We start from the raw sequence: 13,925 nt of genomic DNA on the forward strand, positions 1-13,925 counted from the left end.
AAAGCACAAAAAAAACTCTGAATAAATATTCAGAGTTTTTTTAAATTTCTTAATAATTAAAATCTTACAAAGCAGCTACGTGCTTAGTTAATTTAGATTTTAAGTTAGCAGCTTTATTCTTGTGAATAATGTTATTCTTAGCTAATTTGTCTAACATAGAAATAACAGTACTTAATTTTCCTTCTGCTTCTTTCTTGTCTTCTGATGTACGTAAATCTCTAACAGCATTTCTAGTTGTCTTGTGCTGATACTTGTTACGTAATCTTTTAGCTTCGTTGCTTCTAATTCTCTTTAATGCTGACTTATGATTTGCCATAATTTCTTAATTCGTTTTTTTATTAAAACTTTGTAGTCCGTACGGGAATCGAACCCGTGTTACATGGATGAAAACCATGCGTCCTAACCCCTAGACGAACGGACCATAACAATCAATCGATATGTTTAGTATGTCTCAATTGCGGGTGCAAATATACAACCTTTTTTTACTTCTGCAACTATTTTTTAAAAAAAAATGCATTTTTTTTTAAAATTAATATGCTTTGGCAAAAAGTACCCTTTTAGAAGACGGTTTTCCGCTAAAAACACAAACACCATTTTCTTCTTTTGCATCATTAGGAATACATCTTATAGTTGCTTTTGTAATTTCTTTTATTTTGTCTTCTGTTTCTTCTGTACCATCCCAGTGCGCAGATACAAAACCACCTTTATTTTTAATTGCTTCTTTAAACTCATCAAAAGTATCTACAGATGTTGTGTTTGCTGTTCTAAAGTCTACAGCTTTTGTAAATAAGTTTTCTTGAATTTCTTCTAAAAGATTACTTACAAAATCAGAAACATCAACTTGATTTATTGTTTGTTTCTCTAAAGTATCTCTTCTGGCAACTTCTACAGTTCCGTTTTCTAAATCTCTTTTACCAATAGCTATTCTTACTGGCACACCTTTTAGTTCGTATTCTGCAAATTTTGCACCAGGTCTAAAAGTATCTCTATTATCAAACTTTACAGAAATTCCTTTAGCTCTTAACTCTTTTACAAATACATTTACTTTTTCTGAAATTGCTTCTAATTGTTCTTCACCTTTATATATTGGTACAATAACAACTTGTATTGGCGCTAATTTTGGTGGCAACACTAAACCATTATCATCAGAGTGCGTCATTATTAAACCTCCAATTAGTCTAGTTGAAACTCCCCAAGAAGTTGCCCAAACATGTTCTTGTTTCCCTTCTTTAGAAGTAAACTTAACATCGAATGCTTTTGCAAAGTTTTGTCCTAAGAAATGACTTGTACCTGCTTGTAAAGCTTTACCATCTTGCATTAATGCTTCGATAGTTAATGTATCTTCTGCTCCTGCAAAACGTTCGCTGTCAGACTTAGAACCTTTAATTACAGGCATTGCCATAAATTGCTCTGCAAATGTTGCATAAACTTCTTGCATTTGTTTTGCTTCGCTAATAGCTTCTGCTTTTGTTGCGTGTGCCGTATGGCCTTCTTGCCACAAGAACTCTGCAGTTCTTAAGAATAAACGAGTTCTCATTTCCCAACGAACAACATTTGCCCATTGATTAATAAGTAATGGTAAATCTCTATAAGATTGTATCCAGCCTTTATATGTGTTCCAAATAATAGCTTCCGAGGTTGGTCTAACTACTAATTCTTCTTCTAATTTTGCTTCTGGATCTACTCTTAATTTCCCTGGTTTATCTGGGTCATTTTGTAATCTATAATGTGTTACAACTGCACATTCTTTAGCAAAACCCTCTGCATTTTTTTCTTCTGCTTCAAATAAACTTTTAGGAACAAACAAAGGAAAATAAGCATTTTCATGCCCCGTTTCTTTAAACATACGATCTAGCTCTGCTTGCATTTTTTCCCAGATTGCAAAACCATAGGGTTTTATTACCATACATCCTCTTACAGCAGAGTTTTCAGCTAAATCTGCTTTAACAACTAACTCATTATACCATTTAGAATAATCGTCTTCCCTTTTTGTTAAATGTTTACTCATAATTAAAAGTTTGGCACAAATATTGTTACCTTTAAAGTGAAATTTATGTTAAAAGATTGTTTAATATTTTTTCTATACAAACGATACAAAATTACTACAAAAAGGTTAGAGACCAAGTAAAGTTTAGATTTTTTTGTTTAACGTACTTTTTCAACAATAATAATACCTACATAAAATACGCCTTATGAAAATACGACACATAAAAAATAATAGTAACTTAATCCTTCTTTTAATAACTACTAGTTTATTCTTAGTTTCTTGTGGTACTTACCAAAGTGCTTATAATGATGACGGAATTTACGGTAGCGATTCTAATGTTACAGAGAGTAACGTAAGAGTAGTAGATGAAGCGGGTTATAATAACTACAATAACGATTATTTTACTAGAGAATTAGAAAGGTTAGAAAATCTAAATGATACTGAAATCTTTACGGATGTTAATTCTTATAATTCACAAGATTCTATTTATTTAGAAGACAATTTAAATTACAATACCAATCCTTCTTGGGGTGCAAATGATAATAATGATGTTGTTGTTCAGGTAAATTTAATAAATGATCCTTATTGGAATAATTTTGGGCCTTATTACGGTAATTGGGGCTTTAACAACGGTTTTTATAATAATAATTGGAGATTTAGAAACAGATTATGGAATAACTATTGGGGATACAATCCTTACTGGCATCCTTATCATAATAATTTTGCTTGGGGATTTAATTATGGCTTTTATGGAAATCCTTATTATGGATTTTACAATCCTTATAGAAATAATAGATTTTACAATTATAACAACAGATATTATAGAAATTCTACATACGGCAGAAGAACAGTTTACAATAACACCAACAGAAGGTATAATGTAAATTCTAGAAACACATCAGTTTCATCTAGAAGAAGAAGCACAAGTACAAGACAAAATTCTAATACTACAAAAAGAAGATCTTCTAGTACTAGAAGTAGAACTTATGGTAACACTTCTAGAAATACGAATACTACTAGAAGGAGTTCTGGTAATACTTCTAGAGGGTCTAGCAGTACAAGAAGATCTGGTTCTTCTACAACAAGAAGAAATAATGCTACTATAAATAGAAGTTCTAGAACTAGTTCTAATAGGTCTAGCTCTAATAGAAGTTATTCTAGATCGTCTTCAAGTTCTTCTAGAAATACATCTAGTAGAAGTTCATCAAACAGAAGTAGTAGATCTTCGGGTAGAAGTTCATCATCTTCGTCTAGAAGAAGAAATTAAGACTCTTATTCATTAACAAATACAAAATTTAAAATGAAAAAAATTATAACATTAGCGGTATTATTCGCAGTAACAATAACGTCTTATTCTCAGTCTTTAGGATATCAAGATTTAGGATTGCTTTTCTCTCAAGACGATAATAATGGTACAGCAAGATTTACTTCTATGAGTGGTGCTTTTGGTGCACTTGGCGGAGATTTATCTGTTATGAATATCAATCCTGCAGGTTTAGCGGTTTTTAATAACAGTGCTTTTGCAGCCACTTTAAATTCTAGAAATACTGATATTAACACAACGTATTATGGAAACAGTACTAATAATCAAGAACAATTTTTAAATTTATCGCAAGCCGGTGCAGTTTTAGTTTTTGACAGTGCTTATAAATCTGATTGGAGCAAATTTGCAATAGGTTTTAATTATCGAATTACAAAAGATTTTACAAATAGTTTTAGCGCTATGGGTAATAGTGGTGTTGCTACTTTTAGAGATTTTCCTTTAGATAACAATACGCCAACAATAGATTACAATATTGCAGAAGAACAGCGTTTTTTTAATGATTATAAAGGTGAGTTGAGTGAAATGAATATTGCTTTTTCATCTGTGCACAGAAACAAACTGTATGTTGGTGCAGGTTTAAATTTTTACGATTTAAATTTTAGTCAGCGTTCTACTTTGGTCGAGTTTAATAATGATGGAAACGGAAATACCTTAGATGCTAATATATATCAAGAAAACTTTACAACAGGTGCAGGTGTTTCTTTAAATTTCGGTTTTATATATAAAGCACATCAAAATTTTAGATTTGGTATGTCTTATCAAACACCAACTTGGTTTACAGAAATGTTAGAAGAAACGAATATTATTGATAATGATGGTTATAATGGCGATACAGAAATAACTGTTAGTAATAACAATACTACTTACGATAATACTTTTGGCGGAAATTTTCCTTCTCAAAGATTTATTTACAAATTAAAGACACCAAGTAAATTTACTACAAGTGCGGCTTTTGTCTTCGGAAAAAATGGCTTGTTGAGCATCGATTATATCAACAAGAATTACAAAGATATGCAGCTTTCTGAAGGAGATTTTTCTGATGAAAATAACTTTTTTGCTAATGAATTAAGAAATACACATGCAATTAACATTGGTTCAGAATGGCGTTTTGATAGATTTAGTGTAAGAGGAGGTTATAAATACGAGCAAAGTCCAGACAAAATGGCTTTAGATTCAGATAACTTAGAAGGTTATTCTTTTGGTGGTGGTTATAATTTTGGAAACTTTAAAATAGATTTAGCTTACAGTAATAATAACAGAACATCACCCTATAATTTTTACTCAGGTTTTAATGTAAATGCTGCTGATTTAGATATCGATAATCGATTTTTTACAGCAACAGTTTCTATAAACCTATAGTATATTTAACAACTTATTTTTAAGACTCTGTTAGATTTTATATTTTAATTATAAAATCTAACAGAGTCTTGAAGTTTTTAGCATTAGATAATCTTATTTATCTTTTTTGCCTTAATTTTGCAATTCAATTTTTAGAACATGTCAGATACTAAAATTACCATACAAGAAACTACTAATGATACAATCATTAAATATAACAGTAACACTATTTTAATAAATGGTGGTAGTTATGAGTTTAACAACATAGACGAAGCAAAAAACTCTCCGTTAGCACAACAATTATTTTATTTACCATTTGTAAAAAAGGTTTTTGTTACAGCAAATTTTATAGCAATACAACGTTTTGATATTGTACAATGGATTGATGTACAAGAAGAAGTAAAAGAGCAGATTGAAGCATATATAAATGCAGGTAATGTTGTTGTAAACGAACAAAAAACTTCTAAAAAAGAGGCTATAGAGGTATATGCAGAAGTTACGCCAAACCCAGCAGTAATGAAGTTTGGTACTAACAAAGCATTAACTCAAACAGATGTTGAGTTTAAAAATATAGACGAAGCGAATACGTCATCTCCTTTAGCGCAAGCAATTTTTAATTTTCCGTTTGTAAAAGAAGTTTTTATTTCTGATAACTATATTTCTATTACCAAATATGATATGGTAGAATGGAATGAAGTGTACGGAGAAGTAAGATCTTTCATTAGAGAATATTTAGCGGAAGGAAAAATAATAATCAAAGAATTACCAAAGCAAGAAGCATCAACTTCTGCAGATACTGCAGAAACAGTTCCTGAAGTTGCCTTAGAAGGAATTTCTGCTCAAATTGTAGATATTTTAGACGAATATATTAAGCCTGCGGTTGCCGGAGACGGAGGAAATATTGCTTTTAGATCTTTTGATGAAGAGAATAAAGTAGTAAGTGTTGTTCTACAAGGTGCTTGTAGCGGTTGCCCATCATCTACAGCAACATTAAAAAACGGAATAGAAAATTTATTAAAAGAAATGCTACCAAATCAAATTAATGAAGTGGTTGCAATAAACGGATAATAATACATAATATTTAAGCCTTAAGAAATAACGTATGTCGAAAATTATAAAACCTTATAAAGATTCTGAATTAGGAAAAAAAGAACAAGTTGCACAAATGTTCGATAATATTTCTGGTAATTACGATGGTTTAAATAGAGTTATTTCTTTAGGAATAGATGTTAAATGGCGTAAAAAAGTTGTAGAAATTGTTGGTAAAAATAATCCGAAGCAAATTTTAGATATTGCAACAGGAACTGGTGATTTAGCTTTAATGATGTCTAGTTTAAATCCTGATAGAATTGTAGGTCTAGATATTTCTGCAGGAATGTTAGAAGTTGGTAAGCAAAAAATAGCCAAAGCAAAACTTTCTGATAAAATAGAAATGATTGTAGGTGATTCTGAAGAAATGCCTTTCGAAGACAATACTTTTGATGCTATTACAGTTTCTTTTGGTGTTAGAAATTTTGCCAATTTAGATAAAGGAATTAAAGAAATTGCAAGAGTTTTAAAGCCAACAGGGGTTTTAGTAATTTTAGAAACATCAAATCCAACGAAATTCCCTTTTAAACAAGGTTATAAGTTATATACAAATTTGTTTTTACCAATTGTAGGTAAACTGTTTTCTAAAGACAAAGTAGCGTATTCTTATTTGTCTGAATCTGCAAATTCTTTTCCGTTTGGTAAAGCTTTCAACAATATTTTACAAAAAAACGGGTTTACACATACAGAAGATAATCCTGTAACATTTGGTGTTGCAACAATTTACACAGCACGTAAATAATTATGAGTAAAAGAATTTTATTTTTTTGTTTTTCTATATTAGTTAGTAGTACTTTTTTTGCACAAAGAGAACGTGTAGACTATTTACCAACTTTTGATAAAAGACCTTTGCATTATGGCTTTTACTTAGGTTTAAATCAAAATGATTTTAAACTAAACCTTAAAGAAAGTAGTATTACAGATGCAAATATTACTGTAGAATCTACTACTGGTTTTAATGTTGGTTTAATAGCAGATTTGCGTTTGCATAAAAATTTAAACCTGCGTTTAGAACCTGGTTTAATGAGTAACTCTAAAAATGTAATTTTTAATCACTTAAAAGGTTCTGCAAATCCGCAAGACAGCATTAGAGAGGTAAGTTCTACGTATTTACATGTGCCATTGGTATTTAAATTTAGTACGGATAGATATAAAAACTTTAGACCTTATTTACTTGCTGGTGTTTCCTATGATTATAATTTTTCTTCAAACGAAGACAATCAAGACGACAATTCTGCAGGACAATTTCGAATGAAAACAAACAATTTTATGTACGAGGTTGGTGTTGGTGTAGATTTCTATTTATACTACTTTAAATTTTCTCCATCAATTCGTGGAGTTTTTGCAATGAATAACGAGATAAAATATGATGATGACCCAAATAGTAGATGGACGGCGCCAGTTAATTTTATGGGAACTCGTGGTATCTTTATAAATTTTGCGTTCGAGTAAATCTTAACTATTTCGTTTAAATTCGCTTAACAGAATAGCTGTTGCAGTTGCAACATTTAAGCTTTCGGTTTCTTGTACTTCTCCAAATCTTGGTATAGAAATCTTATTAGATATTATTTTTTTAATTTGGTTAGAAACTCCGTTAGCTTCATTTCCCATAATTAAAATTCCTTCTGCGGGTAATTGTGTTTTATACACATTGTCACCATCCATATCAGCAATATAAGTTGGTAAATGGGTTTCGTTTAAGTAAGCTTCTAAATTAACGTAGTTAATAGCAATTCTAGTCAAAGAACCCATAGATGCTTGCACAACTTTTTGATTAAAACAATCTACGGTATCTGTAGAACATATTAATTGTGTAACTCCGTACCAATCGCAAAGTCTTATAATTGTACCTAAATTACCAGGATCGTTAATAGCATCTAAAGCTACAATTAATCCAGAGGCGTTTATAGAATTTAGCTTGGGTATTTTAAACAATCCTAAAACTTTGTTAGGTGATTTTAAAGAACTTATTTTTTTTAAATCGGTTTCATCAATTCTAACAATTTTATCTTCTGTAAGATTAGTTTCGTAATCATTTGTGCAAAATAATGTTGCTACTTCAAAAGAAGACTTTAATAATTCATTTACCACTTTTATACCTTCTGCAATAAATAAATTATGCTTTTGTCTATACTTTTTTTGTGATAAACTAGTTATTAATTTTAACTGATTTTTTGAGATGCTCATTAATTGTATCTAATTAGAAATAAACCGTTGAAAAATACTATTTTTGATGTTAAATGTATTGCTAAAGTAATGAAAAAACTTTCTTTTTACTTTCTACTTGTTTTATTTTTGACAGCTTGTAATTCTACAAAACATGTTGCTGAAGATAAGCAGATGCTAACGCAAAATTATATTTTTGTTGACAGTGTAAAAAATAAAAGTGCAGATTTACAAAAGTACGTGCTTCAAAAACCAAATCCGCGTCTTTTAGGTTTACCTTTTGGGCTGTACTTTCATAATATAGGAAACCATAATAAGCCCAAAACCCCAACAGAATGGGGATTGAAGCATCCGAAGAAATACAACTTTATTAAAAATATTTTTTCAGAAAAACAAAGTATTGCTTATGCAAATGCTTTTATCAGTTTAAATAATTGGTTTTTAAATTACGATGCTCCTGTAATTTTAAGTGAGAGTAAAGCAAATAGAACAGCCGATAATTTATGGGCTTTTTATAAAACCCAAGGTTATTTTGATTCTAAAATTAAGACAGTCATAGATAGAGATTCTACTGATAAAAAAGCAATAGTTAGTTATTACATAAATAAAGGAGAGCCTACATTATTAGATTCAATAAAGCTTAAAATAGAATCGCCTGTATTAGATTCTATATATAAGGATTCAAAAATAAAATCTTTGTTAGTTAGTGGTAATCAATACAACGACAAAGTATTTCGAAAAGAAGCTAGTAACGTTGTAAAGCTATTTAAAAATAGCGGAATCTATTATTTTTCTGAATCTGCACTTGGTTTTTATGTAGATTCTACAAGAACAGATCACAAAACCAATGTAGAGTTTTTAATAGCAAAAGATAGATTTAAAGAAAAAGATGGTGTTTACGAGAAGAAAGATTATAAGGTACATAAAGTTAGTAAAATTAATGTAGTTACAGATTATTCTTATACTAAGAAAGAAGAGGTTTATAAAGATTCTGTAAATTATAACGGAATTAATTTTTTAGCAATTGATAAATTAAAATACAATCCTAAATATTTATCGCAATCTATTTTCTTTAAATCTGGCGATGTTTATAAAGATACTTTAAGTAATTTAACAAGAAATCATTTAAAATCGCTTAAAAACTTTAAATCTACAAACATATCATTTAGTCCGATAGAAGGTACAGATGATGAATTAAAAATGGATATTTTTCTGTCTCCGAAAGAGAAATATACTTTAGGTTTTGAAACAGAACTAACACATTCTAATATTAGAAATATTGGTTCATCAGCAAAGTTTTCTTTAACTAATAGAAATGCTTTTAAAGGTGCAGAATTATTAAAGTTTTCTTTTTTAGGTTCTTATTTTAATGCGAATAATGGTCCGGGCTGGGAGATTGGTGCAGACGCATCTTTAGAATTTCCTAGATTGGTAGCGCCTTTTGGTTTAGATAAATTAGTACCAAAAAGAATGTCGCCAAGAACGTTGTTTTCTTTAGGATCTAGTTTTCAGAAAAACATTGGTCTAGATAGGCAAACGTTTACCATTTTATCTGATTATAAGTGGCAATATAACAGTAAAAAAACCATTCAGTTAGAGATATTTAATACACAATACATTCAAAATTTAAATGTAAATCGTTTTTTTGATATTTATGGTTCAGAATTTACAAACCTAAATAATGTCGCAGAAATTTACGACCAAGAAAATAATACATCTTTTTGGCCATTAGCTACAGATTTAGAGAATCAAGCATCAGAATCTTTAGCTTTTATAAGAAGTGTTGCGTCTAATGCTGGTTTTAGAAACTCAAATCCAAATGATTTTAATACTGTATTAAATATTCAGAATAGGTACAATATTGTTACTTCAGATTTTTTAATTCCTACTTTGGCTTATTCATTTACATATAACAGTCAATCAGATTTTAAAGACAATAATTTTTCATTTTTTAAATTAAGAGTTTCAAATTCTGGTAATATTTTAGGGGTGTTTTCTAAGGATTATAATGCAAATGGTAAAAAAACATTTTTAAAGATTCCTTTAGCACAATATTTTAAAACAGATTTAGAGTATAAGCAATTTTGGGATGTTGGTTTAAATTCTGTTTTCGGATTTAGAACATTTTTAGGCGCTATTTTAACCTACGACAATTCTGATATTCCTTTTACAAGAAGTTATTTTGCAGGTGGTTCTAATGATATTAGAGCGTGGCAAACATATGAATTAGGCCCAGGAAGCAGAAACAGTGGTTTAGAATTTAATGTTGGTAGTTTAAAGTTTTTATCGAGTGCAGAATATCGATTTAATTTAATAGGAAGTTTTAAAGGAGCCTTATTTGTAGATGCTGGTAATATTTGGGATATTTCTGATGCCGAGTTTGTAGACGAAGACGCGAAATTTAATAGTTTATCATCTTTAAAAGATATTGCAATAGGTTCTGGTATGGGAGTTCGATACGATTTAAATTTCTTTGTATTAAGATTTGATGTTGGTTTTAAAACCTACGAACCTTATTTAGAAGGTGGTAAGTGGTTTAAGAATTATAATTTTGCTAGTGCAGTTTACAATATAGGTATTAATTATCCTTTTTAAAAAATCATTAAAAGTCTATAACGTTTTCGTTATTTTATGCTCCGATTAAACATAAAAGTGCCTATTTTTAGTATTTTTGAAGAAATATAAGAATCAACAAATTAAAATATCATAACTATGAGTCACAACATAAAACCTGGAGTTGCTACAGGTAAAGAAGTTCAAGAAATTTTTAAACTTGCAAAAGAAAAAGGATTTGCATTACCAGCTGTAAATGTTGTTGGTTCTAATACAATTAATGGTGTTTTAGAAACTGCAAGAGATTTAAATGCACCTGTTATTATTCAGTTTTCTAACGGAGGAGCGCAATTTCAAGCAGGAAAAGGATTATCTAATGAAGGGCAAAAAGCTGCAATTGCTGGTGGAATTGCAGGAGCAAAGCATATACACGAATTAGCTGTTGCTTATGGTGTGCCAGTTATTTTACACACAGATCACTGTGCAAAGAAATTATTACCTTGGATTGATGGATTATTAGATGCTTCTGAAAAGCATTTCGAAGAAACAGGTAAGCCTCTATATAGTTCTCATATGATAGATTTATCTGAAGAGCCATTAGAAGAAAATATCGAAATTTGTAAAACTTATTTAGCTCGAATGAGTAAAATGGGAATGACTTTAGAGATAGAGTTAGGTATTACAGGTGGTGAAGAAGATGGTGTAGATAATTCTGATGTAGATGTTTCTAAATTATATACACAACCAGAAGAAGTTGCGTATGCTTATGAAGAATTATTAAAAGTATCGCCACAATTTACTATTGCAGCTGCATTTGGTAATGTACACGGTGTTTACAAGCCAGGAAACGTAAAATTAACTCCAAAAATTTTAAAGAATTCTCAAGAATATATTTCAGAGAAGTACAATGTTGGTCATAATCATATCGATTTTGTATTTCATGGTGGTTCTGGTTCTACTTTAGAAGAAATTAGAGAATCTATTGGTTATGGTGTTATCAAAATGAATATCGATACAGATTTACAATTTGCTTTTACAGAAGGTATTAGAGATTATATGCATGGTAAAGCAGCATATGTTGCAACTCAAATTGGTAATCCAGAAGGAGATGACTTACCAAATAAAAAATATTATGATCCAAGAAAATGGTTACGCGAAGGAGAAATTACTTTTACAAACCGTTTAAAGCAAGCATTTCAAGATTTAAATAACGTAGATACATTATAGTATTTATTATTAAATTAATTAAAAAGCATTTTGAATTATTTCAAAATGCTTTTTTTTTATGAAAATATCTAGCTCAAATAGAATAATCACATAAAGAAGAAACCAGAATTAGAAAAAATCTTTTACATTTGTACTTCATATTTATTTTAAAATAGAATTTTTATTTTAAGATATTAAATTAAAACAAACACATAACATGGCTTGGTTTAAAAGAACAGATAAAGGAATACAGACTTCTACAGAAGATAAAAAAGATACTCCGAAAGGTTTATGGTATAAAACACCTAGCGGAAAAATTATAGATACAGAAGAATTAAAAAGAAACCTATACGTTAGTCCAGAAGATGGATATCATGTAAGAATAGGTAGTAAAGAATACTTCGAATTATTTTTTGATAATAATGAGTTTAAAGAATTAAATGAAGGTTTAACTTCTAAAGATCCTTTAAAATTTGAAGACACAAAAAAATATCCAGAAAGATTAAAAGCTGCGCAAGCAAAAACAAAATTAAACGATGCTGTAAGAACTGCCGTTGGTAAATCTTTAGGTAAAGATATAGTTATTGCTGCCATGGATTTTGCTTTTATTGGAGGTTCTATGGGATCTGTAGTAGGAGAAAAAATTGCAAGAGCTATCGATTATTCAATTAAAAACAACATTCCGTTTTTAATGGTTTCTAAGTCTGGTGGTGCTAGAATGATGGAAGCATCTTTGTCTTTAATGCAATTGGTTAAAACTTCGTCTAAGTTAGCGCAATTGGCTAAAGCAAAAATACCTTATATATCTTTATGTACAGATCCAACTACAGGTGGTACAACAGCTTCTTATGCAATGTTAGGTGATATTAATATTGCAGAACCAAATGCATTAATTGCTTTTGCAGGACCAAGAGTTGTAAGAGATACAACAGGTAAAGATTTACCAGAAGGTTTTCAAAAATCTGAATTTGTCTTAGAACACGGTTTCTTAGATGCTATTTACGAGCGTAAAGACCTTAAAAAAGAAGTGAATTTATATATAGATTTAATCCAAAACTTGCCAATTAGAAAAGAGGCAGTAGTTTAATAAGATAAAGTTATTATAAAATAAAAAAACCAGCATTTGCTGGTTTTTTTATTTTATAAAGGTTTGTTATTTATATTAGAATCTCCATCCTACATTTACACCAAGCCTAGGTACAAGAATTGGCGAATCTGTACCAAAAAGGTTTCTACCTAAACCACCATAAATATCTATAACCAAACCACCTTCAGAAGAATATTTAGTTCCTATTGCTACACCTAAAGCAGCATCTGTATATTTTAAATCGTAAACGCCAGAATCTTTAACAGTTTCTGTTTTTCCAGAATTTATGCCTACAAATCCTTCACCAAAAAAGTTCCATTGTGCATCTGCAGTAAAATAATGACGAAAATAAGGTGTTATCATTGTGTTTTCGTTATACCTAAAATCGATATCTTGTTTCGCTAGATTAAATAAAGCCGAAACTCCGAAAGAATTTTCTACACTTATATAATTTTCATAAGAAAATTCTAGACTTCGTATAACTAATGCATCAGCAACATCTAACTTAATTTCTTGTTGAGAAAATCCTAAAGAACTTACTAGAAGTCCTAATATTAAAACTATTTTTTTCATGTTATTAATTTTTACAAATTTACTAAAAATATGATTGCTTAAAATCTGTAGCCTAAAGAAATACCACCTCTAGTAATTAAATTATTTTCCAATCCGTTTTCATCATTGTTATTAAATAAGTTTCTTCCAACACCTAAATAAATTTCTGTAATAAAACCAGATTTAGTTATAAATTTTCCTCCTACAGATATACCTAACGCAAAATCTGTCTCTACAATTGTTTCATCATTGTTATTAAAAAAATAATAACGATCCTCATAAGTGTTTAACATACCAAAACCTTCTACAAAGAAACCTCTAGCATATCTTGTTTCAGAAAAAAACCATCTATAATAAGGGGTTAAAGAAAATTTCTTCGGAAAATATAAGTCATCAGAGATATCGTTAAAATTGTAAAATACATCGATACCAAAAGAGGAATCTTTATTTAATAGATTTTCATAACTAACATTTAAAGACGAAAAAGCAATCAAACTAAATGCATTTAATTTAAGTTCGTGTTTTTTTGCATTGTCTTGCGGATACTTGAATTTCTCTTTTTCTTGAGCTGTTAATTGAATGCTAGTGCATACTAACAATACAAATAAGATAATTTTTTTCAT

General features: G+C 29.6%; 13 protein-coding genes and 1 tRNA gene. 8 read left to right on the plus strand and 6 right to left on the minus strand.

Annotated elements, in window-relative coordinates:
* Nucleotides 1–64: 64 nt before the first annotated feature.
* From rpsT to proS, 3 genes are all read right to left on the minus strand, one after another.
* Nucleotides 65–316, minus strand: coding sequence for a 30S ribosomal protein S20 (gene rpsT / locus WG950_RS11195; protein ID WP_077810216.1), 252 nt, complete (start codon nt 314–316; stop codon nt 65–67).
* 33 nt (nt 317–349) lie between these two features.
* Nucleotides 350–421: transfer RNA gene (locus WG950_RS11200), tRNA-Glu, on the minus strand.
* Nucleotides 422–529: 108 nt separating this feature from the next.
* Nucleotides 530–2,008, minus strand: coding sequence for a proline--tRNA ligase (gene proS / locus WG950_RS11205; RefSeq protein ID WP_340932394.1), 1,479 nt, complete (start codon nt 2,006–2,008; stop codon nt 530–532).
* Between the two features lie 184 nt (nt 2,009–2,192).
* Between proS and WG950_RS11210 the strand changes: the two genes are divergently transcribed.
* The 5 genes from WG950_RS11210 to WG950_RS11230 all read left to right on the plus strand — a co-directional run bounded on the left by WG950_RS11210 (nt 2,193) and on the right by WG950_RS11230 (nt 7,190).
* Nucleotides 2,193–3,254: a hypothetical protein gene (locus WG950_RS11210; RefSeq protein WP_340932396.1), complete on the plus strand. Its 1,062-nt coding sequence runs from the start codon at nt 2,193–2,195 to the stop codon at nt 3,252–3,254.
* 33 nt (nt 3,255–3,287) lie between these two features.
* A complete protein-coding gene (locus WG950_RS11215; RefSeq protein WP_340932398.1) occupies nt 3,288–4,670 on the plus strand; it encodes a hemin receptor in 1,383 nt (460 codons plus the stop codon).
* 138 nt (nt 4,671–4,808) lie between these two features.
* The gene (locus WG950_RS11220; protein ID WP_340932401.1) at nt 4,809–5,717 is read left to right on the plus strand and encodes a NifU family protein; all 909 of its coding nucleotides are present in this window, start codon (nt 4,809–4,811) and stop codon (nt 5,715–5,717) included.
* A 34-nt stretch (nt 5,718–5,751) separates the two neighbouring features.
* On the plus strand, nt 5,752–6,480 hold the full coding sequence (gene ubiE / locus WG950_RS11225; protein WP_077810209.1) for a bifunctional demethylmenaquinone methyltransferase/2-methoxy-6-polyprenyl-1,4-benzoquinol methylase UbiE: 729 nt from the start codon (nt 5,752–5,754) through the stop codon (nt 6,478–6,480).
* 2 nt (nt 6,481–6,482) lie between these two features.
* Nucleotides 6,483–7,190: a porin family protein gene (locus tag WG950_RS11230; protein WP_340932407.1), complete on the plus strand. Its 708-nt coding sequence runs from the start codon at nt 6,483–6,485 to the stop codon at nt 7,188–7,190.
* 3 nt (nt 7,191–7,193) lie between these two features.
* Here WG950_RS11230 and WG950_RS11235 read toward each other — a convergent pair whose 3' ends face one another.
* Nucleotides 7,194–7,925 (minus strand): RNA methyltransferase, encoded by a 732-nt coding sequence (locus WG950_RS11235; protein WP_340932410.1) that lies wholly within the window; start codon nt 7,923–7,925, stop codon nt 7,194–7,196.
* Between the two features lie 27 nt (nt 7,926–7,952).
* Here WG950_RS11235 and WG950_RS11240 point away from each other — a divergent pair, with 27 nt between their 5' ends.
* From WG950_RS11240 to accD, 3 genes are all read left to right on the plus strand, one after another.
* Nucleotides 7,953–10,499: a BamA/TamA family outer membrane protein gene (locus WG950_RS11240; RefSeq protein ID WP_340932413.1), complete on the plus strand. Its 2,547-nt coding sequence runs from the start codon at nt 7,953–7,955 to the stop codon at nt 10,497–10,499.
* 117 nt (nt 10,500–10,616) lie between these two features.
* Nucleotides 10,617–11,684 carry a class II fructose-bisphosphate aldolase gene (fbaA, locus tag WG950_RS11245; RefSeq protein ID WP_079737381.1) on the plus strand — a complete coding sequence of 356 codons (1,068 nt, stop codon included), beginning with the start codon at nt 10,617–10,619 and terminating at the stop codon, nt 11,682–11,684.
* Nucleotides 11,685–11,880: 196 nt separating this feature from the next.
* The gene (gene accD / locus WG950_RS11250; RefSeq protein ID WP_077810200.1) at nt 11,881–12,750 is read left to right on the plus strand and encodes an acetyl-CoA carboxylase, carboxyltransferase subunit beta; all 870 of its coding nucleotides are present in this window, start codon (nt 11,881–11,883) and stop codon (nt 12,748–12,750) included.
* A gap of 75 nt (nt 12,751–12,825) precedes the next feature.
* Here the strand turns inward: accD and WG950_RS11255 are convergent, their stop codons facing one another.
* Nucleotides 12,826–13,323, minus strand: a complete 498-nt coding sequence (locus WG950_RS11255; RefSeq protein ID WP_079737380.1) for a hypothetical protein — start codon at nt 13,321–13,323, stop codon at nt 12,826–12,828.
* A gap of 38 nt (nt 13,324–13,361) precedes the next feature.
* Nucleotides 13,362–13,925, minus strand: coding sequence for a DUF3575 domain-containing protein (locus WG950_RS11260; protein ID WP_079737379.1), 564 nt, complete (start codon nt 13,923–13,925; stop codon nt 13,362–13,364).

It is taken from the genome of Polaribacter marinaquae (genome assembly GCF_038019025.1).
GTDB classification, from domain to species: Bacteria; Bacteroidota; Bacteroidia; order Flavobacteriales; family Flavobacteriaceae; genus Polaribacter; species Polaribacter marinaquae.

Coding starts and splice junctions, on each gene's coding strand:
- WG950_RS11215 (WP_340932398.1), top strand. CDS start 3,288: ATGAAAAAAATTATAACATTAGCGGTATTATTCGCAGTAACAATAACG.
- rpsT (WP_077810216.1), bottom strand. CDS start 316: ATGGCAAATCATAAGTCAGCATTAAAGAGAATTAGAAGCAACGAAGCT.
- accD (WP_077810200.1), top strand. CDS start 11,881: ATGGCTTGGTTTAAAAGAACAGATAAAGGAATACAGACTTCTACAGAA.
- WG950_RS11235 (WP_340932410.1), bottom strand. CDS start 7,925: ATGAGCATCTCAAAAAATCAGTTAAAATTAATAACTAGTTTATCACAA.
- WG950_RS11260 (WP_079737379.1), bottom strand. CDS start 13,925: ATGAAAAAAATTATCTTATTTGTATTGTTAGTATGCACTAGCATTCAA.
- ubiE (WP_077810209.1), top strand. CDS start 5,752: ATGTCGAAAATTATAAAACCTTATAAAGATTCTGAATTAGGAAAAAAA.
- WG950_RS11220 (WP_340932401.1), top strand. CDS start 4,809: ATGTCAGATACTAAAATTACCATACAAGAAACTACTAATGATACAATC.
- WG950_RS11230 (WP_340932407.1), top strand. CDS start 6,483: ATGAGTAAAAGAATTTTATTTTTTTGTTTTTCTATATTAGTTAGTAGT.
- fbaA (WP_079737381.1), top strand. CDS start 10,617: ATGAGTCACAACATAAAACCTGGAGTTGCTACAGGTAAAGAAGTTCAA.
- proS (WP_340932394.1), bottom strand. CDS start 2,008: ATGAGTAAACATTTAACAAAAAGGGAAGACGATTATTCTAAATGGTAT.
- WG950_RS11210 (WP_340932396.1), top strand. CDS start 2,193: ATGAAAATACGACACATAAAAAATAATAGTAACTTAATCCTTCTTTTA.
- WG950_RS11255 (WP_079737380.1), bottom strand. CDS start 13,323: ATGAAAAAAATAGTTTTAATATTAGGACTTCTAGTAAGTTCTTTAGGA.